The sequence below is a fragment of the Streptomyces sp. NPDC060209 genome (genome assembly GCF_042728155.1).
Lineage (GTDB): Bacteria > Actinomycetota > Actinomycetes > Streptomycetales > Streptomycetaceae > Streptomyces.
In genome coordinates this window covers 1-24,245 of the sequence record NZ_JBHWZS010000067.1, presented here as the reverse complement: position 1 = coordinate 24,245, position 24,245 = coordinate 1, and the positions used below count along the sequence as shown (strand labels likewise).

Genomic DNA, 24,245 nt, shown 5'->3' with positions numbered 1-24,245 from the left:
ACCCTTGCGGTAGCCCTCCGTAGCCGCCCGCTCCCGTGCCGGGTACGGCGTAAAGGAGCACTGCGGCGTGGGAGGGGCGCGGAGCGCCTACCCTCGTACACGTGGAGCGATGACGGGGGCGCGGACGAGGAGGCAGGGCGGTGGAGGTCACCTGGTGGGGTCATGCCACCTGCACGATCGAGGACACCGGGGTTCGGGTGCTGACCGACCCGCTGTTCGCCAGGCGCTTCGCGCATCTGCGCCGCCGCCGGGGTGAGGTCCCGCCGCCCGAGGCCGCGGTCGCCGACGCGGTCCTGATCTCCCACCTGCACTCCGACCATCTGCATCTCCCCTCCCTGGCCCGCCTCGCCGCCGGCAGCCTGCTGATCGTGCCCCGGGGGGCCGTCGGGGCCGTCCCGGGCCTCCGGCTGCTGCGCCGGGCGCGCGGGCTGCGGATCCGCGAGGTCGCCCCGGGGGACGTGGTGCGGGTCGGCGAGGTCCTGGTCCGCGCGGTTCCGGCCCTGCACGACGGACGCCGGCTGCCGGTCGGTCCGCACCGTGTGCCGGCTCTCGGGTACGTCGTCGAGGGCGAGGCCCGCACCTATTTCGCCGGGGACACCGGACTGTTCGACGACATGGCCGATGCGGTGGGGCCGGTGGATGTGGCGCTGCTCCCGGTCGGCGGCTGGGGGCCCAATCTGGGCCACCACCATCTGGACGCGGCCCGTGCGGCGCAGGTGCTGACCATGCTGGAGCCGCGCTCCGCCGTGCCGGTGCACTACGGCACCTACTGGCCGATCGGGATGGACGGGATCCGGCCGCACGAGTTCCATGCGCCGGGCGACGAATTCGTGCGGCAGGCGGCGCGGGTGGCACCGGAAGTGGCGGTGCACCGGCTGGGGCACGGCGAACATGTGAGGCCGGAGGCCCGTAGGTGATAGATGAAGTGCTGCGGCAGCTGCCGACGGAGTCGACGCAGCAGGCCGTCGGCTACCCGTCGTTGTTCCTGCTCGTGGCGGCGGGGTCGCTGGTGCCGGTGGTGCCGACGGGTGCGCTGGTGAGTACGGCGGCCGTTGTGACGCTCCACCAGACGTCACCGTTCGCCCTGCTCGTGGTGTTCGCCGTGGCGTCGGGGGCGGCGTTCCTCGGGGACATCTGCCTGTACTGGCTGGGACAGCGCGGGGTGCGGTCCAAGAACGGTTCGAAGTGGCTGGAGGCCATCACCGGCCGGGCCGCTCCGGAGCGGCTCGCGCAGGCGCAGCAGAAGCTGGACGAGCAGAGCGGGACGGTGCTGGTGCTGTCCCGGCTGGTGCCGGCCGGGCGGATACCCGTGATGCTGGCCTGTCTGCTCGGCCGGATGCCGATGCGGCAGTTCGCCCGTGGCGATGTGCCCGCGTGTCTGGCCTGGGCGGCGACGTATCAGCTGATCGGGATCCTGGGCGGTTCGCTGTTCCCCGAGCCGTGGGAGGGCGTGCTCGCCGCGGTCCTGCTGACGCTGCTGATCAGTGGGACGCCGGCGCTCTGGCGGCGGCTGCGGGCTCGTACGGCCGACTGAGGAGCCGGTGTCCGGCCGGCCGGTCACGTTCAGGCGTCCAGGACGCGTGAGCCGCCGACCGGCAGGTCCCAGAGGTCGGCGCGCGGGTATCCGGCCTGCTGCCAGGCCGTACGGAGCCGGGTGAGCGGTTCGAGCACCGGTTCGGCGGAGAGCAGAAACGTGGCCCAGTGCATGGGGGCCATCGCGCGGGCGCCGAGGTCCGTGTACGCCTGCACGGCCTCTTCGGGGTCGGTGTGCACGTCGGAGAGCCACCAGCGCGGTTCGTACGCCCCGATAGGCAGCATGGCCAGGTCCAGGCCGGGATAGCGGCGGCCGATCTCCTTGAACCAGTGGCCGTATCCGGTGTCTCCGGCGAAGTAGAGCCGTCGCCCTCCCCCGTCGTCGATCACCCAGCCGCCCCACAGGGACCGGCAGGTGTCCAGGAGGGTGCGCTTGGACCAGTGGTGGGAGGGCACGAAGTCGAACCGGACGCCGCCCAGTTCCACCGATTCCCACCAGTCGAGCTCGGTGACGCAGGTGAAGCGACGGCGACGGCACCAGCGGCCGAGACCGGCGGGGACGAGGAGCGGGGTGTCCTTCGGGAGTCTGCGGAGCGTGGGCGCGTCCAGGTGGTCGTAGTGGTTGTGGCTGATCAGGACCGCGTCGACGGGCGGCAGTTCCTCCCAGCGGACGCCGGCCGGGGTGATCCTGGCCGGGGTGCCCAGGATGCGCCGCGACCAGACCGGGTCGGTGAGGACGGTGAGCCCGCCGACGCGGACGACCCAGCTGGCGTGTCCGGCCCAGGTGACGGCCATCGTGTCCGGGCCGCCGGCGGGCAGCGGCTGGGGGGCGTACGGCAGCCGGTGAATGCCCCGGAGTCCCTCGGCGTTGGGCCGCATGGCGCGTTCCCTGGCCAGACGAGTCATGCCCCTGACACCCGGGAGCGGCGCGGTGAGCCGGTCCGCGAAGCTGCGGGGCCAGGTCCGGAGCTCGCCGATGCGGCGCGGAGCGGCGACAGGACGGCCAACGGGCGCGGGGCCGGCTCCGGCCAGCGGGCGCTCGGTCTGTTCCGTCATCGAGAGGCTCCTGTCATCGGAGTTCATCGAGGGCTGCTGCGAAAATGCTCAGTGCCCGGGCGACATGCGGCAATTTCAAGGGCTCCACCGCAGTGAGGGACTCCATCTGCTGCTCCGGGGTTGAGCCGAGCAGCGGTCCGGTGCCCAGGCGCACCCGCAGCGCTCCCAGCTCGTCCCCGAACCGGTGCCCGCCGGGAGCGGGGGCGCCGAGACGTTTCGTCAGGTAGTCCTCCAGCTCCATGGAGTCCGTGACGCCCCGGGCTGCGAGCCGGGTGCGCAGTGGTCCGAGGTCGGCGTAGAGATGGCGGCCGGCCACCGGCGGTCTGGCGAGGGCGCCCACGGTGAGCACCGCGCGGTGTGCGGCGGAGGCGACCTGGGCCTGGAGGCGCGCCGCCTGCCGGATCCTGGTCGTGACCGCCTCGGGTTCGCCCAGCGCGTGGGCCGCGGCCCTGGCCACCGGCTCCGCGACGAGGGCGCCGAGCGCGGTGAGGATGTCGAGGACCCGGGCGCGGCGCGCCGCGGCGCGCGCGGTGGCCGGGAAGCGCGCGACGGCGACCGGCCAGGCGGACGGGGTGAGGGCTCCGGCGAGGTCGGACAGGACGGTGACGTCGTCGGGGCACATCTCGGCGGGGCTGAGCAGGACGGTGTCGTGGGGCCGGTGCAGGGTGTCCCGCCAGGTCTCGTCGCTGACGATGTGCAGCCCTTCGGAGACCGCGGCCTCGCACGCCTCGCGGACCAGCTCGGGCGGGGCGAGGGTCGCGGTCGGGTCGTCGACCACGGAGATCAGGAGCAGCCGGGGCCTGCCGCCCTCGGCGCGCACCCTGCGTACGGTCTCCAGCAGGGCGTAGGGGTCGGGAATGCCGCCGCACTCGGCGGGCGTCGGCACGTGGTAGGCGGGCCGGCCCAGCAGCCGTGCCTGCGGCATCCAGGTGGCGGGGCAGGGCCGGGGCATGAGCACATCGCCGCCGTACGCGGCGATCAACGCGAGCAGGAGCGACTGGGCGCCCGGAGCCGCGGCGATGCCCTCGGGCCCGCCGTGCAGGCTCCGCCGCTCCCAGTAGGCACAGGCCGCCTCGCGCAGGATCGTTCCGCCACCGGGTGGCTCGGGCCGTGTCCGCGCGGCCGACGCGGCCAGTACGCCGGCGAGCTCGGGCAGCACGGGGAGGCCGGGGTCCGGGGCGGGCGGCCCGTACCGGACAGGGCCGTGGTCCTCCCCGAGGGGGCGCGGCTCCCGCTCGCTCCAGTGCATCCCGGGGCCTCCCTCCGCCTGCGTCGCCCTCAGGGCCCTTTATACGGAGGTTCCCCGGGGTCCGCCCCCGGACCGGCTCCGGAAGCCGGCAGAAATACGCTCGCCGGTGCCCCGCCCGCTCACGCGGCGAACGGCGTCCCCGGCAGCCCCTGGCCCATGTCCGGAAGCACGAGCAGGGAGCCGGACAGCGGGTGAGGTGCTTCCAGGCCCGTCCGGGCGGTGGACACGTAGAGGTCGCGGAGCCCTGCCCCGCCGAAGGCGCACGCCGTGGGCCGTCGGACCGGTAGCTCCACGACCCGGTCCAGCCGGCCGTCGGGGGTGTAGCGCCGGAGCGCCGCGCCGTCCCAGAAGGCGACCCATACGCAGCCCTCGGCGTCCACCGTCAGCCCGTCGGGCCACCCGGAGCCCTGCTCGACGGCGGCGAAGGGGCGCCGGTTCAGGACGCCCTCCCCGTCCACGTCGAAGACGTCGATGCGCCGTGTGGGGGTGTCGATGTAGTACATGAGCCGGCCGTCCGGGCTCCATCCGGTGCCGTTGCTGACCGTCACCGTGTCCAGTACGCGGCTCACCGTGCCGTCCGGGGCGATCCGGGACAGCGTGCCGCCCCCCTCAGCCTCGTCGTAGCGCATGGTGCCCGCCCAGAGCGAACCGTCCGGTGCCACTGCCGCGTCGTTGCCCCGCCGCCCGGGGACGGGGTCGTGGACCAGCCAGGAGAAGGAACCGTCGGCGCCGTACAGCCCCGTGCCGTCCCGCAGGACGACCACGAGGCCGCCGCCCTCCCGCGGCTTGGCCGCACCGACGTGCTGGCCGGTGGCCATGACCGTACGGCGGCCGGAAGAGGGGTCGTAGGTGTGGACACGGGCGGAGAGGATGTCGACCCAGATCAGCCGCCCCGCGGCCGGGTCCCAGGTGGGGCCCTCACCCAGTTCGGCCCGCTCCCGCACGGCCACCTCCAGGGAAGGCCTCATATCTGCCCCCGGTGGTGTCCGAGCCGGCCGGACAGCGCGTCGGCGCCGCCCGCCGCGAGCTGGGCGAGTTCCGCCTCGCGTTCCTCGCTCCAGCGGATCATGGGCACGGAGATGGAGAGCGCGGCGACGACTCGACCGGACCGGTCCCGTACGGGCGCGGCAACACAGCTCACATCCGGGTTCGACTCCCGGTGCTCCACCGCTATGCCCCGCTTGCGGACGACGGCGAGCGCGGCCCGCAGCTCGGCGGCGTCGGTGAGGCTGTTGTCGGTCATGGCGATGAGCTCGCGCCCGTCCAGCCGGGCGTCGAGCTCCGCCTCCGGGAGCGCGGCGAGCAGCAGCTTGCCGACGGAGGTGCAGTGGGCGGGGAGCTTCCGGCCGGCGGCGGAGACCATGCGCACGGCGTGCGTGGAATCCACCTTGGCGATGTAGATGACCTCGGTGTCCTCCAGGATCGCCACGTGGACCGTCTCGCCGCAGGTCTCGGCGACCTCACGGGCCACCTGCTGGCCCTCGGCCGCGAGGTCGAGCTGCTCGGCGTAGCGGCTGCCGAGCTGGTAGGTGCGCACACCCAGCCGGTAGCGCCCCGGCTGTTCCGGGACGGTCACCAGGTAGGACCGTGCGGCGAGCGTGGTGAGCAGTTCGTGGACGGTGGTCCGCGGCAGTTGGAGCTTGCGGGTGACCTCGGGAGCGGAAAGGGTTCCCTCGCCCTGGAGGAAGAGCTCGAGAACATCCAGTGCCCTGGTCACCGCAGGGACGAGTCGCCCCATGATCGCCCGCCAATCTCGTTCGACACTCCGGCCAATGACCGGAATCACGAACGCAGGCTAGCCGGAGGGAACTTGTCCGGGCAACGTTCTCGGCGTGACGGAGCGGGCAGGACGGGGGCAATTCACTACATTCCACCGGATTCCACCGAGATTCGACGGAGCTCGCCGTGCGCGCCTCCTGGTTCACCGCCCGGTCGCAGGGTATTCGCTGTCCCATGTCGACAACGAGCAGTCTCCCCTCCCCCGGCCGCTGGCGGGCCTGGTTCCACCAGCGCGATCTCGCCGCGTTCCAGCGCGTGGCCGAAAGACACTGGCCCGGCGCCGAGCCCGTCCTGCCCCGGCTCAGCCGCAGCGCCAACCACGGCCTGCTGTGGTTCGGGGCCGCCGCGGGCATGGCGGCGCTGGGCTCCAGCGCACGGTCCCGCAGGGCGGCCCTGCGCGGGGTCGCCTCGCTGGCCGTGGCCTCGGCCGCGATCAACACCGTGGGCAAGGGAGCGGTGCGCAGAGAGCGCCCGATAGTGGATCTGGTTCCTGTCATAAGGCAGCTGAAGCGGCAGCCGTTCACCACTTCCTTCCCCTCGGGGCACGCGGCGTCGGCTGCGGCCTTCGCGACGGGCGTCGCGCTGGAGTCGAAGGGCTGGGGCGCGGTCGTCGCCCCGGTGGCGGTGGCAGTGGCCGCCTCCCGCGTCTACACCGGGGTCCACTATCCGAGCGATGTGGTGGCCGGTGCGGCACTCGGCATAGGAGCCGCGTTCGCACTGCGGGGCGTCGTACCGACCCGTGGACAGCTGCCGGCCCCGGGCCGGCCACCGGCCGAGGCCCCGGCACTGGCCGCCGGGCAGGACCTCGTGGTGGTCGTCAACAGGGAGTCCGGCTCCGCGACCAACGCGGCGACCCTGATCCGCGACGCGCTGCCGCTCGCCGAGACGGTGGAGTGCGCGCCCGCCGACCTGCCGGGGTGCCTGGAGAAGGCGGCACGCCAGGGCAAGGCCCTGGGCGTGTGCGGGGGCGACGGAACCGTCAACATGGCGGCGGCCGTAGCGGCCACCCACAGCCTGCCTCTCGCCGTGTTCCCCGGCGGGACCCTCAACCACTTCGCGTACGACCTCGGCATCGAGACCGTGCACGACACGGTGACGGCACTCACCTCGGGCGACGCCGTCCGGGTCGACCTGGGCCGCTTCCGGCCCGGGCCGCAGGGGCCGGGCGGGGCGCACGGCTACTTCCTCAACGCCTTCAGCCTGGGCGTGTATCCGGAGCTCGTGCGGACCCGGGAGCACTGGGCTCCCAGGATCGGCGGCTGGCCCGCGGGAGTGCTCGCGGCCTTCGAGGCGCTGCGCGGATCACGCCCCCTGACCGCCGAACTCCAGGGGAAGCGGCGGCCGTTGTGGCTGCTCTTCGTGGGAAATGGACTGTTCAGGCGGGTGGGACCGGCACCGGGACGCCGGCACAACCTGGCGGACGGCCTGCTTGACGTACGCGTGGTGCACGGCGGCCGCACCCCCGGCCTCCGACTGCTCGCCGCAGCGATCGCCGGACCGCTGAGCCGGTCGCCCGTCCATGCGGCCGTACGGCGCCGCAGGGTGCGGCTCGCCGGGCTCACACCGGGCACCCCGTACGCATACGACGGTGAAGTGGCGCACTCCGGCACGGAGTTGCTGATCGACAAGTTGCCCGAAGCGCTGACGGTGTACTGCCCGATGCCTGTTTAGCAGGTCCATATAATGAGATGCCTATCTCAGGATTCGACATTACGGCGTACCTTCTGTGACATCGCCTGCGACTGAGTCCGAGAGAGGACGTACGGCCATGCCGAAGGAAACAGCCGTCTACACACACGGTCACCACGAGTCGGTGCTGCGCTCGCACCAATGGCGGACCGTCGCCAATTCGGCGGCGTACCTGGTCCCCGAACTCCGCCCGGGGCGGACGGTTCTGGACGTGGGCTGCGGACCGGGCACCATCACCGCGGACATCGCCGCGCTGGTGGCGCCCGGCCGGGTGACCGCGGTCGACACGAGCCGCGACGTCCTGGACCGGGCTGCGGAGGCCGCCGCCGAACGCGGCGTGGACAACGTGGAGTTCGCCACTGCGGATGTCCACTCCCTGGACTTCCCCGACGATTCCTTCGACGTGGTCCATGCCCATCAGGTGCTCCAGCATGTGGGGGATCCGGTACAGGCTCTGCGCGAGATGCGGCGGGTCTGCCGGCCGGGCGGCGTCGTCGCGGCCCGCGACAGCGACTACGCGGCCATGACCTGGTACCCGGAAGTGCCCGGGATGCGGGAGTGGCAGGAGCTGTACGGCCGGGTGGCCCGCGCCAACGGCGGCGAGCCCGACGCCGGACGCCGGCTGCTGTCCTGGGCGCGGCAGGCCGGCTTCACCGACATCACCCCGACGGCGGCGGCGTGGTGCTTCGCCACCCCGGACAACCGCGCCTGGTGGAGCGGCCTGTGGGCGGACCGCACGACCGCGTCCGTGTACGCGAAGCTGGCGGTGGACGGCGGTCACGCGAGCGCGGAGAAGCTGACGGCGATCTCGGATGCCTGGCACGCCTGGGGCCAGGAGCCCGACGCATGGTTCATGGTGCCCCACGGCGAGGTGCTCTGCCGCGTGTGATCCGGTGGTGGGGGCGGGAACCGATCACATCCGCCCGGGTCGACAACTACCCTTGGTGGGCATGGAGATCCTGGGAACCACACTGCGCATCTGTGTCGACGACCTGGAGGCCTCGGTGGCCTTCTACGAGGGCCTGACCAGCGCTCCGGCACTGCGCTTCGAGCGCGGCGGGGTCTCGGTGGCCGCGATCGGCTGCTTCCTGCTGATGAGCGGCCCGGAGTCGGAGCTGGAGGTGCTGCGCAAGGTGTCGGCGACCATCGCGGTCAAGGACGTCGACGAGGCGCACGCGGCGCTCACCCGGGTGGGCGCGAAGGTCATCGCGGGCCCCGTGCCCACCCCGGCCGGCCGCAATCTGATCGCCCTGCACCCGGACGGCTCGGTCTTCGAGTACGTCGACCGGAACGTGCCCGCCTGACATGTTCAGCCGAGCTGCGCCGCGGCGCGGCTCGGCGCCGGGCGTCGTCCTGCCGCTGCGGAAGGCACCGTCGACTCGGATGATCACTGGTCCCCGCTGCCCGGCTCCGCTTCGGCGAAGGAGTCGACGATGAGGTCCGTGAGCAGCGCGCCGGCCGTGCCGTCGGGGTCCAGATCGGGGTCGTAGATAGTGACGTTGAGCCCCACGCAGCGGGGCGAACCGACCAGCGTGCGCAGCAGTGTGGCGAGTTCGTCGGGGAACAGGCCGCCGTCGTCGGGGCTGTCGACGGCCGGCATCACGCTCGGGTCGAGCACATCGGCGTCGAGGTGGACCCAGAAGCCGTCGAGGACGGGAACCTCCAGGGACCGCACCACCGCACGGGCGATGTCGGTGGGCCCCCATTCCCTGATCTCCCCCACCGTCGCGTTGGAGATCTTCAACGCGGCCATCTCGGCGCGGTCCTCGTCGTAGTCGCGCATGCCGAAAAGCCGGATGTCCTCGTCCCTGAGATAGGGCCCCAGCCCTTCCAGGTCGGCGAGATCGGCCTGCCCGCGTCCGGTGGAGAGCGCCAGTTCCTCGCCGCCTGCCGCGCCGATCCGGTCGCTGTTGCCCAGGTGCCGGAAATCCGCCGAACCGTCGATCGCTGCGAGCCCGTACCGGCCGATGCGGCGCAGGGCGAGGGTGGCGCCGAGCTGGATGGAGCAGTCGCCGCCGAGGACGACCGGGAATTCGCCCGCCCTGACGTGTCCCTCGATACGGTCGGCGAGGGTGCGGGTGTAGCGGGCGATGGCGGCGGCGTTGAAGACTCCGTCACCGTCCTGCCAGTCGCCGCGGTCGTAGCGTGGCGGTACGACGACACCGCCCTCGAAAGCCCCGAGCCGCTGCACGATGCGCCGCTCACGGAGCGCGCCGGCCAGTTTGTAGCAGCCGGGTACGGTGCCCGGCGCGGGGGGCCGCAGCCCGAGGTTCGAGGGTGCGTCGAGGACCACACGTGTGCGCATGCGGCCCATCCTCGCCGTCCCGGCTGCGGGTGTCTCCCCGATCGGTGAAGTCATCGGCCCCTGGCGGGAGTCACGGCCTGAGCAGGGTCTTCACCATCCCGTCCGCCTTCTTCTGGAACGTCTCGTATGCCTTCGGCCCGTCGGCCAGCGGCAGGTGGTGGGTGGCGAAGCCGTCCACACCCAGCGGATCCTCGTCGACGAGCAGCGGCAGGATGGCCGGCACCCAGTTCCTGACGTTGGCCTGCCCCATGCGCAGCTGTATCTGCTTGTCGAACATCTTGAGCAGGGGCAGCGGGTCCACGGCACCGCCGTAGACACCGGAGACGGACACGGTGCCGCCCCTGCGCACTACGTCGATGGCGGTGAGCAGGGCACTGAGGCGGTCGATGCCCGCCCGCTCCATGAGTACGCGCGCCGCGGTATCGGGCAGCTTTCCCACGGCCCACTGCCCCGCCTTGGCCACCACCGCACCGTGCGCCTCCATGCCGACCGCGTCGATGACCGCGTCGGTGCCGCGGCCGTCGGTGAGGTCACGCACGGCGTCCCCCAGGTCCTTTCCGTACTCCCGCAGGTCCAGGGTCCGTACGCCCCGCGCGGCGGCCCGCTGCAGGCGCTCGGACACCAGGTCCACCCCGATGACCAGCCCGGCGCCGCGGTGCAGGGCGATCCGTGCCGCCATGTCCCCGATCGGGCCGAGCCCCAGGACCGTCAGGCTCCCGCCGGGCGGCACCGCCGCGTACTCCACGGCCTGCCAGGCGGTCGGCAGGACGTCCGACAGGTAGACGAACCGGTCGTCGGGCGGACCGTCGGGGATCCTGACCGGCAGGGTGTTGCCGAAGGGGACGCGCAGCAGTTCGGCCTGTCCGCCGGGCACCTGACCGTAGAGCTTCGTGTAGCCGAACAGCGCGGCGCCGCTGCCGTACTCCCGGACCTGGGTGGTCTCGCACTGCGACTGGAGTCCCTGGTCGCACATGAAGCAGTCACCGCAGGAGACGTTGAACGGCACCACGACGCGGTCCCCGCGCTTCAGTGCTGTCACCTCGCCGCCGGTCTCCTCCACGACGCCCATCGGCTCGTGCCCCAGGATGTCGCCCGGTTCGAGGTACGGGCCGAGCACCTCGTACAGATGCAGGTCCGATCCGCAGATTCCGCTCGAGGTGACCCGGACGATGATGTCCGTCGGGTCCTGGATGACCGGGTCGGGGACCGTCTCGACACGGACATCCCGCCGCCCTTGCCAGGTCAGTGCACGCATGCGCCCTCTCCTACTCGTCCGAGTGGTTCGCCGGCATGTTGCTCCATCCGGTCTATCGCGAGTGCGCTCGTACGGCGAACAGGACTTCGAGCGGATCTCCGGCTGCCGGGACCGTCGGAGCGAGACGGTCCCGCCTGTGGGACAGCCCGGCCCGTTAGGCCGATCGGGTGAGTTGAAGGTCGCCGCCCCGGGGGCTCGCAGCCGACATGCCGACTCGGGACATACCGCCTAGCATGGCTGAAGACTTCGCCGCCGTTCCCACCGTCCGACGTCCGTGTGTGGAGGCGTCCATGGCCATTCGCCATCAGCTGATTCATCACCCGCCATCGGCCCTGTGGTCGGTGCTGGAGCAACCGGACCAGTACGGGAAGTGGGTGGTGGGGACCCATGACTCCCGCCCCCTGAAAGGGCGGTGGCCCGAGGTCGGCTCCTCCATCGAGTACACCTTGCGCCTGGGCCCGAAGGAGTTCCAGGGCCATACCAGCGTGCGCCGTCTGGAGCGGCCGCAGGTGCTCGAACTGGAGGCGTACAGCGGGCTGCTGGGTACGGCGCGCATCGCGTTCGACATCCGGCCGTGGGGTGACGAGACCCTGGTGCTGCTCGACGAGCACCCGCTGCAAGGACTCGGCGGCGCCCTGCACAACGTCGCCCTCGACGCGGTGCTCCAGATCCGGCACCGCGCCATGCTGGGGCGGCTGGCCGGAGTGGTCGACGCACAGGAGAACGCCCGCGGACCTCGAGCCATGTGACGTCGAGCCGGGTGACGTCCCGGCCCAGTCCGTGCCCGGGAGGACGCCACGTCACTCAGCCGCGTGTCCTGGCCGCACACTCGGTCACGACGGTACGGAGACTGTCCGAGCCCGCGAGCAGCTCCCGCTGGGCCCGGGCGCCGGTCCCCCGCGCCAGCAAGGCCCGCAGCGCCGTTTCCGCCGACGCGCGGTCCCCGCTGTCCTCCAGCGCCTCGCCGACATGGGTGAGCAGGGCGTACACGACGTCGGCGGCCGGCTCGGGGCGCATGGTGAGCGGATGGACCAGCCGCCCCTCCACACCCGAGCGGGCGGCCTGCCAGACGGCCATGCGCAGCACGCTCACCGCGACCGGGTCCGGCGCATCGCCGGCCCGCCAGGCGCGTGCCGCCGTCTCGACCAACCCGCGCGCGAGGGTGGCGAGCAGCACGGCGTCCGCCGGATCCAGGCACACATCGGCCACCCTGATCTCCACCGTGGGGTAGCGGTGCGAGAGCCGGGCGTCGAAGTAGATCATTCCCTCGTCGCGCAGGACTCCCGTGCCGATCAGTGCCCGGACCTGCTCGTGGTAGCGGTCCGCGGAGCCGAACAGCTCCACCGGGCCTGCCGAGGGCCAGCGGCCCCAGACCCTGCTCCGGTAGCTGCCGTACGAGGTGTCCTGCCCCTGCCAGAAGGGGGAGTTCGCACTCAGCGCCAGCAGGACCGGGAGCCAGGGCCGCACCCGGTCCAGTACGGCGACACCCTCCTCGTCCGAGTCCACCGATACATGCACATGGCAGCCGCATGTCAGCTGCTCCTGTGCGGTCAGGCCGAACCGCTGCGCCAGCCACCGGTACCGTTCGTTCTCCCCGATGGAGGGGCTGACCGGCAGCGGCGAGGTCGCCAGAGCAGCCACGGCGGCGCCCGCATCGGCCGCGCTGCGTGCCGCCTCCGCCCGCCAGCGCCGGATCTCCTCCGCCAGATCCCCCATCGCGCTGCGCGGCTCGGTGGCGAACTCCAGCTGCTGATCGTGCAGTTCGGACTCGAATACGGAGTCGCCCTCTGCGCGGCGTTCCGCCAGGGCCAGCACCGCCGTCGACAGTGTCCGGGGGTCGCCGCTTTCCGCGTCCACGAGCAGTAGCTCTTCCTCGACACCGACGGTTCGCACGTTCGTGTCCTCTCTGCCGCCCGCCGCCGTCCGGTACTCCCGTAGCGGGTGATGAGACGCGCGTACCCCCGGCGGCACTTTTCAGGCCACCGCCCGGTCCTGCCCTACCGGGCGGCCCGCCTGCGGAACAGATAGGCCCCGCAGAGCACGCCCGCCAGGAAGACCCCCAGCAGCGCGGCCCATAGCGGCATCGTGACCTTCGGGATGATCACGCGGATGGTGACCTCGGCAGTGTTCACACAGATGAAGACGATCGTCAGCACCGCCAGGAGGGTGACGGCGATCCGGGCGGGGCTGAACGCGCCCGTGTTCCCGCTGGATACGTCCTTGGGGCTCATGAGCGGCCCTTTCGCTGGGTTCCTGGGGGTCCGGGGCCGGGAACGGCGGTCCCCGGCCCCCAGGATGCCTTCGTCCGGGGTCCGGGGGGCGGTGGGCAGGACCGTACGGGTGAAGGTCAGCCGACCACGGGGAGCTCCAGGACGCCGGTGTCCCCCGGAGCGCTGACCACGGTGACCGGCTTGATGCCCCGGTTGCCGAAGTACGCCGTGTCGCTCCCGGCGACCACGAAGCGCAGCCGGTGCCCGGCCTCGTACCGGTGCACGATGCCGGGCAGCTCGACGGTGAAGGGGCGGGTGACGTCGGGGACTCGCACGGGGGCGACCAGGCGGTTCACCAGCTTCTGCGTCCCGTCGGGCGCCACGTCGTACACCTTGGCGAACAGCACCAGCTTGTCCGCGGCGTCACCGCTGTTCTGGACCCGCTCCGTCCTCGGGGAGACGACCTTCAGCGTGGCCTTCGGTGCGCCGACGACGTCCACCGGCGCGGTCAGCGGAGCGCTGGTCCAGCCGAGATAGGTGCCTTTGGTGTCGTACGGCGCCGGGTCGGTCAGCCCGATGATCCCCGCGAGGGAGCTCTCCGAGTGGCTCGTCGGCAGGAGCCAGTTGGTGTACTGACGGCTGCCACGGGTGACCTTCGAGCGGCTGTCCACCAGGGCTCCGTCACCGGAGAGGTACATCGTGCGGGACAGGGCGGGTACGGCGGCCTCGGTGCCGTAGCCGCTCGCCCAGTCACGGTAGTAGGCGAACTCGGGCCCGGTGGCGGTGTTCTCGTCGTGGTGGAGGTAGTGGTCGAACCAGGCGAGGATGCGCTGCCCGACGTAGCTGGTCTCCAGATTGCCCGTGGAGAGGTCGAGTTCGCCGGGCACCGAGCCGCCGCTGTGGCCCCACGCCTGCCAGATCATCTTCGTCGTGGTGCCCTGCGCCTCGAGCGCCCGGTAGGTGGCGGTGGCCTCGTTGAGGTTGAACAAGCTGTCGGCCTGGCCCTGGACGAGCAGCGTGGGGGCTTTGACACCGGAGAGGTAGGAGGCCGGTGAGACGCTCCGCGCGTACGTCAGCATCTCCTTCGTCGCGGCGGCCGGATAGCGGCCGGAGTTCAGGAGTCGGATGGTGTCGCAGGCCCGCGCGGCGAAGTGCAGGCAGCCGAGGCTGCCGAAGCGCGACGGGTCGAGGCTCGGGACGAGCAGGGGCTGGCCCTCACCCATCAGGTAGAAGCCGTTGGTCCACTGCCACTTGAAGACTCCGGGCGTGTCGGAGGACACGCCCCGGGACGCTCCGGTGGCGTTGGGGGCCAGTGAGTACGCCAGGTCGTTCCAGGTGATCAGCGGGACGAGCGCGTCGACACGGTGGTCGGCCGAGGCGGTCGCCAGCTGGATCGCTCCGCCGTACGATCCTCCGATCATGCCGACCACCGGGTCGCCCGGGGCGTCCGAGGCTACGTAGTCGGCCTTGGTGCCGTCGTCGGCGGCGCGTGTACCGGCGAGGAAGTCGACGAGCCCGGAGGCCGCCTTGCCGTCGATCGCGGGGTCGTCGAGCGTGATGAGGCAGCCCGACTTGCCGAAGCCCAGGCCCGAGTAGACGAGACCGACGTAGCCGCGTTCGGCGAAGGCCTTGCCGATGACATCGGTCGAGCCGTCGGACTTGCTGCCCCCGAAGCCGTTGGTGGCGAGGACGGCCGGGGCCGGGTGCTGCGCGTCGACACCGGCCGGCCTGTAGAGGTCGGCGTCCACCGTGCAGGACCGGTCGCCGGCCCGCACGGTGAACTCCAGTGCGGTGACGGTGTATTGATCGGCCGCGGACGCCGGGGAGGCGCCGGTCAGAGCGAGCGGGGCGAGAAGCGCCGCCCCGGCGAGCAAGGTGAGTGGACGGCGGAATCTGGGCACAGCACGCGACACATGGACCTCCACACCGAGGACACCTTACCGACCGGTAAGTACTGGGCCCGGCCCATGCTGTGACACACCTCATACCGCTGTCAACGTACGGGAGCCGATTGTCCCGGGCCGATCCGCCCGCGCGCCCGCCGCCCCGCGCTTCAGAGCAGCGCCGGCACCTGGGCGGTGAGCGTGCACCGGCCGCCGTCGGCCGGTGCGTCCAGCACCGCCGGCACGCCGAGCGGGACGGTCAGCGCCGTGGGCCCGTGACCGAAGCCCAGTTCCTCGACCACCGGGATCCCGAGACCGCCGAGCCGGTCCGCGAGCACCGCCCGCACCCCCTCGTACGGTCCGCAGCCCTCCCACGAACCGCACACCACACCGGATATCCCGTCGAGGGCGCCGATGCGCAGCAGCCGCGTGAGGACGCCGTCGAGCCGGTACGGCTCCTCCCCGGTGTCCTCGATGAGCAGCAGCCCGCCCCGGACCGAGGTCCGGGCGCGGGGGGTCCCGGCGTCGGCGGCGAGCAGGGTCGCGCAACCGCCGTAGGTGATCCCCCGGGCCGTGCCGGGGACCAGGGCAGCCGCCGCGTCCAGGCCGAGGGTCTGCACCGACTCGGGCTCGAACAAGGTCGAGCGCAGGGCCTGTTGAGTGGCGGTGTCCTTCAGGAAGACCTCGGTGGCGATCATCGGGCCGTGCAGGGTCGAGAACCCGGTCCGCAGGGCGAACGCCTCGTGCAGCACGGTGATGTCGCTGTAGCCGACGAACACCTTGGGCCCGGCCGTCCGCATCGCGCGCCAGTCCAGGAGATCGACCATGCGATGTGCGCCGTACCCTCCTCTGGCGCACAGCACGGCGTCCACGGACGGGTCGCACCAGGCTTCCTGGAGGTCCCGGGCCCGGTGCTCGTCAGTACCGGCGAGGTGGTCGAGCCGCGGGTGGGTGTCGAGTACGTGCGGTGCCACGAGGGGGTCGAGATCCCAGCCCCGCAGCAGGTCGAGGCCGCGCTCCAGCCGTTCGGCGGGCACGGGTCCGCTGGGGGCGACGATGGCGACCCGGGCCCCGGGGCGCAGCCGGGCCGGGCGGGCGAGAGGCTCCAGGGTCACTTCTTCAGCTCCAGCGGGGGCACGTCGGGGCGGTCAATTCCGAACGTCTGTGCGTACAAGGACAGTTCGGCCTCCAGCGCACGCCTCACGGTGTCGGCGCGACGGAAGCCGTGCCCCTCCCCCTCGAAGGTGAGGTAGGCGTGGGGGATGCCTCGCCCCTCGGTCGCGGCGAGGAAGCGCTCACACTGCACGGGCGGGCAGATCGGGTCTTCGAGGCCTTGGAGCAGCAGGAACGGCACAGTGAGCGCCTCCGTGCGGTTGACGGGTGACCGCTCCCGGTAGCGCTCGGGCACCTCGGCGTACGGGCCCACGAGCGATTCCAGGTACTGCGATTCGAAGTCGTGCGTCTCACCGGTCGCCCAGCCCTCGAGGTCGAGGATCGGGTAGCTGATCGCTCCGCAGGCGTACACGTCGGTCTGCGTGAGGGAGGCGGCGGTGGTCCAGCCCCCGGCGCTGCCGCCCCGGATCGCCAGCCGCTCGCGGTCGGCCGAGCCCTCCTCCGCCAGCCCCAGGGCGACGGCCGCGCAGTCCTCCACGTCGACGACGCCCCACTGTTCGCGGAGCCGTTCGCGGTAGGCACGGCCGTAGCCGGTCGAGCCGCCGTAGTCGACCTCGGCGACACCGATGCCCCGGGAGGTGAAGTAGGCGATCTCCAGGTCGAGTACGAGCGGCGAACGCCCGGTCGGGCCGCCGTGCGCCCAGATGACGTAGGGCGGAAGCTCACCGTCGGGTCCCGTGCGGTCGGGGTGGCGCGGCGGGTAGACGTGGGCGTGGATCTCGCGGCCGGCCGGTCCTGTGAAGGTGCGGATCAGCGGCTCGGGGTGGTAGGCGGGGTCGACCGCGTCCTGGTGGGGCGAGCCGATGGTCCGGGTGTGCCCCGTGGCCGTGTCCAGCTCCACCACCTCGTACGAGGTGTGAGGGCTCGCCGCGATTCCGATGACCCTGGTGTCCTGCACGGCGAGCGTCTCCGCCCACGCGGTCCATGGACCCACGGCGTCGACGAGTTCGCCGGTCTCCGGGTCGAGCACACCGAGCGCGGTGGTCCCCCGGCCGTGGATGACGGCGATCAGCCCGTTGTCCAGGAGCTGGAACCAGCGCAGGCCGATCCTCCACAGCGGCCCGCCGAACTCCTCGTTCCGCACGGCGCAGAGGCGGCTGGTGGGCACGACCGCGCCGGCGACGGCGTCGGGCCTGACCCGCTGGAGTTCCCACCAGCCTCCGACGTCGGAGACGAACAGCAGGGAGCCGTCCCGGTCCCACTCCACCTGGACGACCGACTCGTCGATGTCGCCGACCAGGGGCCGGACCCCGGTGAAGGCACCCTCCGCGGTGACGTCGGCCATCTTCACGACGGTGCCGTCCCACGGCATCTGCGGGTGGTCCCACGCGATCCAGGCGGCCCGGCTGCCGTCGTGCGACAGCCGGGGACCGGTGACGAACCGGTTCCGGTCGTCGGTGAGTTCGCGAACGGCTCCCCGGTCACCGGCGGCGGATCCGTCCAGCGGGACAGCCGCGATGACCCGCCGCACATCGGTGGGCGATTCTCCGGTGAACTCCTCCAGCACGCACCACACTTCAGCCCGCCCGAGGTGCAACTGCGGGTCCACCCAACGGAGACCGCCGCCGAGGTCCGACACGGGGGTGAGCGGCCACGGCTCGTCGGGCCCGTCAGGTGCGTAGGCGTACAGCCGCTGGTCGGGGAAGTGGACGAAGACGACCAGGGGCCCGTCCTCCCCGCGCGCGGCACCGGCCCACGGCATTCCGCCGTACTCGATGACGCGGCTGCGGGGGTTCCACGGTTCGGGGAGCACGGACCTGGTGCTGCCGTCGGCCCGGCGGCGCACGAGGGCGCGGCGGCCGCCTTCGGCCGGGCGCGGCTCCGTCCACCACACCTCGTCGCCGACGGTGCCGACGAACTCGGGCCGGCCGTCGTGCGAGGCGGTGAGCGCCGCGTCGATCGGTGACGGCCACGTGCCGTACGCCGCTGTGGACACCATGGTCTGTTCCCCCTCTTCGGTCGGGCAGTGCGGGTCGGCAGGCGGTGCGGGTCGAGGTCCTCAGGCGGTGCGCAGGAAATGATCCAGGACCCGGACGCCGAAGTGCAGGGCGTCGACGGGGACCCGCTCGTCGACACCGTGGAACAGTGCCTGGTAGTCGAAGCCGACGGGCAGCTTCAGCGGTGAGTAGCCGTAACCGGTGATGCCGAGGCGGGAGAACTGCTTGGCGTCCGTGCCGCCCGACATGCTGTACGGGACGACGTGGGCGTCCGGGTCGAACAGCTCGATGGCCGTGCGCATCTTCGCGTACGTCGGCGAGTCGACCGGGGCTTCGAGGGCGATCTCGCGGTGGTCGAACTCCCAGTCGACGCCGGGGCCGGTCAGGCGGTCCAGGGTCTCGCGGAACTCGTCCTCGCCGCCGGGCACCATGCGGCCGTCGATGCGGGCGGTGGCGTGGCCCGGGATCACGTTGACCTTGTAACCGGCGTCCAGCATCGTCGGGTTGGTGCTGTTGCGCACGGTCGGCGCGATCAGAGCGGCGGCCGGACCGAGCTTGCCGAGGAGCTCGTCCACGTCGAATCCGGGGGCGTCGGGGTCGACGCGGATGTGGTGGAGCGCGGCGATCTCGGTGAGTGCGGCCCGTACGGTCGGGGTCAGCCGCACCGGCCACTCGTACGCCCCGATCCTGGCGACGGCGGCGGCGAGCCTGCTGACGGCATTGGCCTTGTTGACCTTGGAGCCGTGGCCGGCCTTGCCCTCGGCGGTCAGCTTCAGCCATCCCGTCCCGCGCTCCCCCGCCGCGACCGGGTAGAGCGCCAGGCCGGGTCCGGCGTGGAAGGTGAAGGCCCCGGACTCGCTGATGCCCTCCGTGCAGCCGTCGAAGAGCTCGGGGTGCCGTTCGGCGAGGAAGCCGGCCCCGTCGTGCGCGCTGGCCTCCTCGTCGGCCGTGTAGGCGATGACGATGTCACGGCGCGGGCGCACGCCCGCGCGCGCCCAGGCGCGGACCACGGCGAGGACCATGGCGTCCATGTTCTTCATGTCGATGGCCCCCCGCCCCCACACGACGCCGTCGCGCACCTCCCCGGAGAAGGGATGCACGGTCCAGTCGGCCGCCATGGCGGGCACCACGTCGAGGTGACCGTGCACGAGGAGTGCGTCGGCCGACCGGTCCGTGCCCTCGATCCTGGCGACGACGTTCGTCCGTCCCGGTGTGCGCTCCAGCAGAGCGGGCTCCAGCCCGGCGCCGGCCAGCCGCTCGGCGACGTACTCGGCGGCCGGGCGTTCCCGGCAGCTGCCGTCGCCCCGGTTGGTCGTGTCGATCCGGATCAGCTCGGAGGTGAACGTCACCGACTCGTCGAGCGCCTGCCCGTCGACCGGTCCGGTGGGGTTTCCCGGCTCAGCCATACTGTTCCTCCACGGCGGCCGACACGATCGTCGTCACCGCCTTGAACGTGCGAATACCTTCGTACATCGTCCCGCTGGTATAGGCGACGCGCCGCTCGCCGCTCGGCGCCACGCCGGGAACCACGGTCGCCGCGGCCGCCAGATGCTCGGCGTCGAACTCCAGCTCCACCGTGCAGGAGCCGCTCGTCACGGGTTCGTGGCGTACGGCGAGCGCGGTCGCCCCGGCGGCGGCCGCCCTGATGTCGGCGGCCGTACGGGTGGGGGTGCGGCACACGGCGGCGTAACGCGAGACGTAGTCCTTGACCGCGACCGTGCGCGCCCCGGGGGCGTAGCCACGGGCGTCCTCGCAGGTCAGGTCGTCGCCGGTGACCAGGATGACGGGGACGCCGTACTCCGCAGCGACGTGGGCGTTGAGCAGGCCCTCACTGGCGCGGACCCCGTTCAGCCAGACCCCGGTGATGGAGTTGGCGAGGTAGGTGTGGGCGAGGACGCCCTCCGTACCGGCGCCCGTGTGGTAGCCGACGAACGCCACGGCGTCGACGTCGCCGTGCTGGATGCCCTCGACCATGGAGAGGGACTTGTGCTTGCCGGTGAGCATCTGGACACGGTCGTCGAGCCGCTCCAGGAGCAGATTGCGCATGCTCCAGTGGGCCTCGTTGACGAGGACCTCGTCGGCGCCCCCGTCGTAGAAGCCGAGTGCCGCGGCGTTCACGTCGGAGGTGAAGAACGAACGGCACCTCTCCCACTGCGGGGTGCCGGGCAGCACATCGGCCGGCCAGGTCACTCCGGTGGCGCCCTCCATGTCGGCGCTGACGAGGATCTTCACGTGCGCGGTCCTGTCGTCGGTCGGTCGCTCCCCCGCCCGTTCCCGGGAAGAAGATCTTCGTGCCGCATCACGGTACGCGCCGGGACAGCACCGGGCCAGAGCCTTCGTGATCTGTCACTGGTCCAGTCCGGTGAAGCCGTCCGCCGCCCGGGTGGCGGACGGCGGACGGCTGAGTGCCGTCCCGTCGTTCCCACGGGACAGCACTCAGGAGTCAGACGCGGCCGGTGCCCTTGACGAGCTCGCCGATCCGGGCGAGCTCGTCCTCGCCGAACTCCAGGCCCCGGACCGCCTCGACGCTGTTCTCCAGCTGGGCGACACTGCTCGCGCCGACGACGGCGGAGGTGACCCGGCCGCCGCGCAGCACCCAGGCGAGCGCCATCTGGGCGAGGGACTGTCCGCGTTCCCGCGCCACTTCGTTCAGCGCGCCCAGTCGGCTCACCAGGTCAGGGGTGACGGCCTCCGCCGACAGGAAGGGGCTGCTTCCCGCCGCTCGCGATCCCTCCGGGATGCCCTGCAGATAGCGGTCGGAGAGGATGCCCTGCTCCAGCGGGGAGTACGCGATGGAGCCGGTTCCGATCTCGTCCAGGACGTCCAGGAGCCCGTCCTCGACCCAGCGGTCGAGCATGGAGTAGCGGGGCTGGTGGATGAGGAGGGGGGTGCCCAGCTCGTTGAGGATGCGGGCGGCCTCGCGGGTCTGCTCGGCGGAGTAGTTGGAGACGCCGGCGTAGAGCGCCTTGCCCTGGCGCACCGCGGTGTCGAGCGCGCCCATCGTCTCCTCGAGCGGGGTGTCGGGGTCGAAGCGGTGGGAGTAGAAGATGTCGACGTAGTCGAGGCCGAGCCGGTTCAGGCTCTGGTCCAGCGAGGAGCGCAGGTTCTTGCGGGATCCCCACTCCCCGTACGGCCCCTCCCACATGTGGTAGCCCGCCTTGGTCGAGATGACGATCTCGTCCCGGAGTCGGGCGAAGTCCGTCTTCAGGGCCCGGCCCATGGCGGTCTCGGCGGAGCCGGGCGGCGGGCCGTAGTTGTTGGCGAGGTCGAAGTGGGTGATGCCGAGGTCGAAGGCCCGGCGCAGGATCGCGCCCTGGCTCTCGGGGGTCCGGTCGCCTCCGAAGTTGTGCCAGAGCCCGAGCGACAGAGCGGGGAGCAGCAGACCACTGCGTCCGGTGCGCCGGTAGGGCATGGCGGCGTAGCGGTCGGCGGACGGAAGGTACATGCGAGCACTCCACGGGACACGGCGTAGCGCGCCAGATCTGGTGCGCGCCCCCAAGACTGGCGGAGAACGATCCAGCGGTCCAACAGGAGATTCCGCTGGGATTCATCGTCTAGATTGCTCAATCATGGAATTGCGTCAGCTGGAGCACTTCGTCGCGGTCGCCGAGGAGCAGCACTTCACCCGGGCGGCCGAGCGTCTGGCCGTGTCCCAGTCCGGACTGTCCGCGTCCGTCCGGGCGCTGGAGCACGAGCTGATGACGCCGCTGTTCAGCCGCACGACACGCACGGTCCGGCTCACCGAGGCGGGAGCGGCCCTGCTGGTGGAGGCGGAGCGCACCCTGGCGGGTGCCAGGGCGGCGCGGGACGCCGTCGACGCCGTACGGGGGCTGCTGCGCGGCACGCTGACGCTGGGGGTGGAGCAGTGCGTCGCCGGAGTCAGCACGGCGCGGCTGCTCGCGGCCTTCCACCGGGAGCATCCGCACATGGAGATCAGGCTCCGGCAGGAGGGCACGTCCAGCCTGCTGGAAGGGGTGGCCGGCGGCCGGCTGGACCTCGCGTTCGCCGCGACCGTCAGCCCGCCCGAGTGGCGGGGGGAGCTCGTGCCGCTGGCGCGGGAGCCCATGGTCGTCCTGTGCGCCCCCGGCCACCGGTTCGCCAAGGAGGGCGCGCGGGTGGGGTGGGGCGACCTCCACGGCGAGTCGTTCATCGACTTCCACCCGGACTGGGGGCCCCGGCGCGCGGCGGACGAGGCGTTCGCCTCGGCCGGGGTCCGCCGCACGGTGGCGCTGGAGGTCAGCGACGTCCACAGCCTGCTGGAACTGGTGCACGAGGGCCTCGGGATCGCGGTGGTGCCGCACCACTTCTCCCGTAAGCCGGAGGCAGGGGGCCTGGTCGCGGTGGAGCCCGACGGAACGCACCGACCGGCCTACGAGAGTGTCGTGGTGCTCCCGCCGGCCAGGGCCATGAGCCCGGGGGCGAGGGCGCTGATGACACTGGTCCGCGAGGCCCCGCTGCGCTGAACCGGGCCGCCGGCGTTTCAGCCGCTCAGCGCCTCGGCGAAGGCTCCCGCTTCCTGTTCGACTCCGCTGCAGGTGTCCGAGGCGGTCGTCGTGTCCGCGTCCGAGGCGCACTCCTGGTCGCGGAAGGCCGCCCACAGGGAGAGCGCGCCGACCCCCTGGCGCGTGGCGAAGGAACGCAGGGACGCGGCGTCGTCGAGGGTGAACGTCTCCCCCGCCACGTCGTTGACCCCGATCATCGCGGTGATGTGCAGCGCCTTCCACGCCGCGTCCTGCGACAGTCCGAGGACGTCCACGACCTGGTCGTGGGCGGCTTCCGCGGCGTCCTGCGCGTAGTCGCCCATGTCGCCGCTGTGGGACGTGCTGTAGTTCATCGCCATGATGTTCACCGCCGAGATCTCGACGCCCTGGTCCACCGCGTCCTCCAGGACCGCGGTCCCGGTGTCCTCGAGTCCGTCGGGCATGACGGGCAGCGTGTAGGTGACGTCGAGGTCGCGCTTCTCCTGGAGCAGGGCGAGAGCCTCGTTGCGGCGGGTGACGGAGGCGGTGTCGGTGAGCGCGTCGCCCTCGATGTCGAAGTCCGCCTTCGTGGCGCCGACGGCGTCGAGCACGTCCGCGTAGGCGTCGGCCAGTTCCTCGGCACTGTCGCAGGCCAGCGCCGCCTCGGTGCCCGCGGCGCCGCCGAAGGAGACCCGGACGTCCGCCCCGGTACCGGTGAGCTTGTCGACGCGGGCCGCGACCGCCTCGCTCGTGATCGCCGTGGTGCCGCCCCAGAGGAGGGTGCAGTCCGACGCGTCGGAGGTGACGAAGGCCAGGTTGTACGTGTCGGGGGACCCCGCGCTGTCGGTGTCGGCGGCGGTCGTGGCGCTCACGTACGGCGTGTAGTCGGTCTGTACGGCCGCCGGCGGAGGGAGCTCGGACCCCTTCGCCTGATCGGCGACGCCACCCGTCGAGCAGGCGGAGCAGGCAAGGCCGAGCGCGATCAGGCCGGCAAGGGCTGAGGAAACCCGTGTGCGCCTTTGCATGACGTATGTGCACCTGCTCTCGGAGAGTCGCCCGGAACGGCAGCCGATGCTGCCGGGACTCCTTGAACCTCTCACAGCACGAGCCTTCGCGAAGACACAGGGAACTCATGGGAAAGGACCTCAAGTGTCGTCGACAGCGCCCAAGTCCCCTGCCAGGTCCGGTTCGAGAGGCATGGAGCGGGCGTACCGCACCCGGTGCACTCTCAGCGGTCCGACAGGTTCGGGCCCGTTTCACAGCGGGCGGCCAGGAAAGCTCCAGACTTCGCACAACAAGCTTCGCCACCATGCGCACATGCAATCCGACCCCGTCATCGAGAAAGACCCGGCGTCGCGCGGCCGACGCCGGGCACACGCCGGCCCGGCCCGCTCGGCCGAGCGTCGCCGCGCGGCCGTGCAGCCCCAGGAGGGGCCCGTCTTCGTGGACAGCTCCGGGCGCCGGGCCAAGCTGCTGCGCCGCGCCGGCATGCTGCTGGGCGCCGTGTGCGTCGGTTACGCCGCCGTGCTGGGGCTCGCCTTCATGGGCGGCATCTCCATGACCCCCTCCCAGCTGCTCCCCTTCGACGGCGGCCCGGCCGCGGAAGCCGGCCCGGGCGGCAGGATGCAGCCCGGATACGGCCTGCCGCCGGGTGGCACCGCGCCCCCGAGCGGCGCGCCGACGCCGCCGGCGTCCGGCCGCGGTCTCTTTTACACC

23 protein-coding genes are annotated in these 24,245 nt (G+C 72.1%); 8 read left to right on the top strand and 15 right to left on the bottom strand.

Annotated elements, in window-relative coordinates:
• The first annotated feature begins 140 nt into the window (after positions 1 to 140).
• Positions 141 to 917 (top strand): MBL fold metallo-hydrolase, encoded by a 777-nt coding sequence (locus ACFWFI_RS15670; protein WP_387389804.1) that lies wholly within the window; start codon positions 141 to 143, stop codon positions 915 to 917.
• Complete coding sequence (locus ACFWFI_RS15665) at positions 914 to 1,534, top strand: DedA family protein (RefSeq protein WP_387389803.1); 621 nt, start codon at positions 914 to 916, stop codon at positions 1,532 to 1,534. The genes ACFWFI_RS15670 and ACFWFI_RS15665 overlap by 4 nt, the downstream gene beginning before the upstream one ends.
• A gap of 29 nt (positions 1,535 to 1,563) precedes the next feature.
• On the opposite strand, the gene ACFWFI_RS15660 is transcribed toward ACFWFI_RS15665, so the two are convergent.
• From ACFWFI_RS15660 to ACFWFI_RS15645, 4 genes are all read right to left on the bottom strand, one after another.
• The gene (locus tag ACFWFI_RS15660; RefSeq protein WP_387389801.1) at positions 1,564 to 2,589 is read right to left on the bottom strand and encodes an MBL fold metallo-hydrolase; all 1,026 of its coding nucleotides are present in this window, start codon (positions 2,587 to 2,589) and stop codon (positions 1,564 to 1,566) included.
• Positions 2,590 to 2,602: 13 nt separating this feature from the next.
• Entirely contained in the window at positions 2,603 to 3,838 is a 1,236-nt protein-coding gene (locus ACFWFI_RS15655; RefSeq protein ID WP_387389799.1) for an aminotransferase class I/II-fold pyridoxal phosphate-dependent enzyme, read from the bottom strand.
• Positions 3,839 to 3,957: 119 nt separating this feature from the next.
• Positions 3,958 to 4,806, bottom strand: a complete 849-nt coding sequence (locus tag ACFWFI_RS15650) for an SMP-30/gluconolactonase/LRE family protein (RefSeq protein ID WP_387389797.1) — start codon at positions 4,804 to 4,806, stop codon at positions 3,958 to 3,960.
• A complete protein-coding gene (locus ACFWFI_RS15645) occupies positions 4,803 to 5,576 on the bottom strand; it encodes an IclR family transcriptional regulator (RefSeq protein ID WP_387389794.1) in 774 nt (257 codons plus the stop codon). The genes ACFWFI_RS15650 and ACFWFI_RS15645 overlap by 4 nt, the downstream gene beginning before the upstream one ends.
• Before the next feature lie 215 nt (positions 5,577 to 5,791).
• Here ACFWFI_RS15645 and ACFWFI_RS15640 point away from each other — a divergent pair, with 215 nt between their 5' ends.
• The 3 genes from ACFWFI_RS15640 (at position 5,792) to ACFWFI_RS15630 (ending at position 8,610) form a co-directional block, all read left to right on the top strand.
• The gene (locus ACFWFI_RS15640; RefSeq protein ID WP_387389793.1) at positions 5,792 to 7,288 is read left to right on the top strand and encodes a bifunctional phosphatase PAP2/diacylglycerol kinase family protein; all 1,497 of its coding nucleotides are present in this window, start codon (positions 5,792 to 5,794) and stop codon (positions 7,286 to 7,288) included.
• A 97-nt stretch (positions 7,289 to 7,385) separates the two neighbouring features.
• Entirely contained in the window at positions 7,386 to 8,195 is an 810-nt protein-coding gene (locus ACFWFI_RS15635) for a methyltransferase domain-containing protein (protein ID WP_387389791.1), read from the top strand.
• 61 nt (positions 8,196 to 8,256) lie between these two features.
• Positions 8,257 to 8,610: a VOC family protein gene (locus tag ACFWFI_RS15630; protein WP_387389788.1), complete on the top strand. Its 354-nt coding sequence runs from the start codon at positions 8,257 to 8,259 to the stop codon at positions 8,608 to 8,610.
• An 83-nt stretch (positions 8,611 to 8,693) separates the two neighbouring features.
• On the opposite strand, the gene ACFWFI_RS15625 is transcribed toward ACFWFI_RS15630, so the two are convergent.
• Together ACFWFI_RS15625 and ACFWFI_RS15620 are read right to left on the bottom strand one after the other, a co-directional pair.
• Positions 8,694 to 9,611: an arginase family protein gene (locus tag ACFWFI_RS15625; protein WP_387389786.1), complete on the bottom strand. Its 918-nt coding sequence runs from the start codon at positions 9,609 to 9,611 to the stop codon at positions 8,694 to 8,696.
• A gap of 70 nt (positions 9,612 to 9,681) precedes the next feature.
• Positions 9,682 to 10,866 (bottom strand): alcohol dehydrogenase catalytic domain-containing protein, encoded by a 1,185-nt coding sequence (locus tag ACFWFI_RS15620; RefSeq protein ID WP_387389783.1) that lies wholly within the window; start codon positions 10,864 to 10,866, stop codon positions 9,682 to 9,684.
• Between the two features lie 290 nt (positions 10,867 to 11,156).
• Here ACFWFI_RS15620 and ACFWFI_RS15615 point away from each other — a divergent pair, with 290 nt between their 5' ends.
• On the top strand, positions 11,157 to 11,615 hold the full coding sequence (locus tag ACFWFI_RS15615) for an SRPBCC family protein (RefSeq protein ID WP_387389781.1): 459 nt from the start codon (positions 11,157 to 11,159) through the stop codon (positions 11,613 to 11,615).
• Between the two features lie 55 nt (positions 11,616 to 11,670).
• Here the strand turns inward: ACFWFI_RS15615 and ACFWFI_RS15610 are convergent, their stop codons facing one another.
• The 8 genes from ACFWFI_RS15610 to ACFWFI_RS15575 form a co-directional block, all read right to left on the bottom strand.
• Entirely contained in the window at positions 11,671 to 12,759 is a 1,089-nt protein-coding gene (locus ACFWFI_RS15610; protein ID WP_387389778.1) for a glutamate--cysteine ligase, read from the bottom strand.
• Between the two features lie 104 nt (positions 12,760 to 12,863).
• Positions 12,864 to 13,097: a LapA family protein gene (locus tag ACFWFI_RS15605; RefSeq protein WP_387389776.1), complete on the bottom strand. Its 234-nt coding sequence runs from the start codon at positions 13,095 to 13,097 to the stop codon at positions 12,864 to 12,866.
• A gap of 116 nt (positions 13,098 to 13,213) precedes the next feature.
• Entirely contained in the window at positions 13,214 to 15,001 is a 1,788-nt protein-coding gene (locus ACFWFI_RS15600) for a CocE/NonD family hydrolase (protein WP_387389773.1), read from the bottom strand.
• Positions 15,002 to 15,129: 128 nt separating this feature from the next.
• Positions 15,130 to 16,074 (bottom strand): S66 peptidase family protein, encoded by a 945-nt coding sequence (locus tag ACFWFI_RS15595; RefSeq protein ID WP_387389771.1) that lies wholly within the window; start codon positions 16,072 to 16,074, stop codon positions 15,130 to 15,132.
• Positions 16,071 to 18,071 carry a S9 family peptidase gene (locus tag ACFWFI_RS15590; protein WP_387389768.1) on the bottom strand — a complete coding sequence of 667 codons (2,001 nt, stop codon included), beginning with the start codon at positions 18,069 to 18,071 and terminating at the stop codon, positions 16,071 to 16,073. The genes ACFWFI_RS15595 and ACFWFI_RS15590 overlap by 4 nt, the downstream gene beginning before the upstream one ends.
• A 60-nt stretch (positions 18,072 to 18,131) precedes the next feature.
• On the bottom strand, positions 18,132 to 19,475 hold the full coding sequence (locus tag ACFWFI_RS15585) for a M20/M25/M40 family metallo-hydrolase (RefSeq protein WP_387389767.1): 1,344 nt from the start codon (positions 19,473 to 19,475) through the stop codon (positions 18,132 to 18,134).
• A complete protein-coding gene (locus ACFWFI_RS15580) occupies positions 19,468 to 20,301 on the bottom strand; it encodes a M55 family metallopeptidase (RefSeq protein WP_387389765.1) in 834 nt (277 codons plus the stop codon). The genes ACFWFI_RS15585 and ACFWFI_RS15580 overlap by 8 nt, the downstream gene beginning before the upstream one ends.
• Before the next feature lie 211 nt (positions 20,302 to 20,512).
• A complete protein-coding gene (locus ACFWFI_RS15575) occupies positions 20,513 to 21,514 on the bottom strand; it encodes an aldo/keto reductase (RefSeq protein ID WP_387389762.1) in 1,002 nt (333 codons plus the stop codon).
• A 124-nt stretch (positions 21,515 to 21,638) separates the two neighbouring features.
• Between ACFWFI_RS15575 and ACFWFI_RS15570 the strand changes: the two genes are divergently transcribed.
• On the top strand, positions 21,639 to 22,532 hold the full coding sequence (locus ACFWFI_RS15570; protein WP_387389760.1) for a LysR family transcriptional regulator: 894 nt from the start codon (positions 21,639 to 21,641) through the stop codon (positions 22,530 to 22,532).
• A gap of 17 nt (positions 22,533 to 22,549) precedes the next feature.
• Here ACFWFI_RS15570 and ACFWFI_RS15565 read toward each other — a convergent pair whose 3' ends face one another.
• Positions 22,550 to 23,554, bottom strand: a complete 1,005-nt coding sequence (locus ACFWFI_RS15565; RefSeq protein WP_387389758.1) for a chitinase — start codon at positions 23,552 to 23,554, stop codon at positions 22,550 to 22,552.
• Between the two features lie 292 nt (positions 23,555 to 23,846).
• Between ACFWFI_RS15565 and ACFWFI_RS15560 the strand changes: the two genes are divergently transcribed.
• Positions 23,847 to 24,245: hypothetical protein (locus ACFWFI_RS15560; RefSeq protein ID WP_387389756.1), on the top strand; the 399-nt coding region annotated here is incomplete at its 3' end.

What these genes read in the sequence shown, in the direction of transcription:
- ACFWFI_RS15660 (WP_387389801.1), bottom strand. Translation starts at nt 2,589, where the DNA reads ATGACGGAACAGACCGAGCGCCCGCTGGCCGGAGCCGGCCCCGCGCCC.
- ACFWFI_RS15655 (WP_387389799.1), bottom strand. Translation starts at nt 3,838, where the DNA reads ATGCACTGGAGCGAGCGGGAGCCGCGCCCCCTCGGGGAGGACCACGGC.
- ACFWFI_RS15650 (WP_387389797.1), bottom strand. Translation starts at nt 4,806, where the DNA reads ATGAGGCCTTCCCTGGAGGTGGCCGTGCGGGAGCGGGCCGAACTGGGT.
- ACFWFI_RS15645 (WP_387389794.1), bottom strand. Translation starts at nt 5,576, where the DNA reads ATGGGGCGACTCGTCCCTGCGGTGACCAGGGCACTGGATGTTCTCGAG.
- ACFWFI_RS15640 (WP_387389793.1), top strand. Translation starts at nt 5,792, where the DNA reads ATGTCGACAACGAGCAGTCTCCCCTCCCCCGGCCGCTGGCGGGCCTGG.
- ACFWFI_RS15635 (WP_387389791.1), top strand. Translation starts at nt 7,386, where the DNA reads ATGCCGAAGGAAACAGCCGTCTACACACACGGTCACCACGAGTCGGTG.
- ACFWFI_RS15630 (WP_387389788.1), top strand. Translation starts at nt 8,257, where the DNA reads ATGGAGATCCTGGGAACCACACTGCGCATCTGTGTCGACGACCTGGAG.
- ACFWFI_RS15625 (WP_387389786.1), bottom strand. Translation starts at nt 9,611, where the DNA reads ATGCGCACACGTGTGGTCCTCGACGCACCCTCGAACCTCGGGCTGCGG.
- ACFWFI_RS15620 (WP_387389783.1), bottom strand. Translation starts at nt 10,866, where the DNA reads ATGCGTGCACTGACCTGGCAAGGGCGGCGGGATGTCCGTGTCGAGACG.
- ACFWFI_RS15615 (WP_387389781.1), top strand. Translation starts at nt 11,157, where the DNA reads ATGGCCATTCGCCATCAGCTGATTCATCACCCGCCATCGGCCCTGTGG.
- ACFWFI_RS15605 (WP_387389776.1), bottom strand. Translation starts at nt 13,097, where the DNA reads ATGAGCCCCAAGGACGTATCCAGCGGGAACACGGGCGCGTTCAGCCCC.
- ACFWFI_RS15590 (WP_387389768.1), bottom strand. Translation starts at nt 18,071, where the DNA reads ATGGTGTCCACAGCGGCGTACGGCACGTGGCCGTCACCGATCGACGCG.
- ACFWFI_RS15585 (WP_387389767.1), bottom strand. Translation starts at nt 19,475, where the DNA reads ATGGCTGAGCCGGGAAACCCCACCGGACCGGTCGACGGGCAGGCGCTC.
- ACFWFI_RS15575 (WP_387389762.1), bottom strand. Translation starts at nt 21,514, where the DNA reads ATGTACCTTCCGTCCGCCGACCGCTACGCCGCCATGCCCTACCGGCGC.
- ACFWFI_RS15570 (WP_387389760.1), top strand. Translation starts at nt 21,639, where the DNA reads ATGGAATTGCGTCAGCTGGAGCACTTCGTCGCGGTCGCCGAGGAGCAG.
- ACFWFI_RS15565 (WP_387389758.1), bottom strand. Translation starts at nt 23,554, where the DNA reads ATGCAAAGGCGCACACGGGTTTCCTCAGCCCTTGCCGGCCTGATCGCG.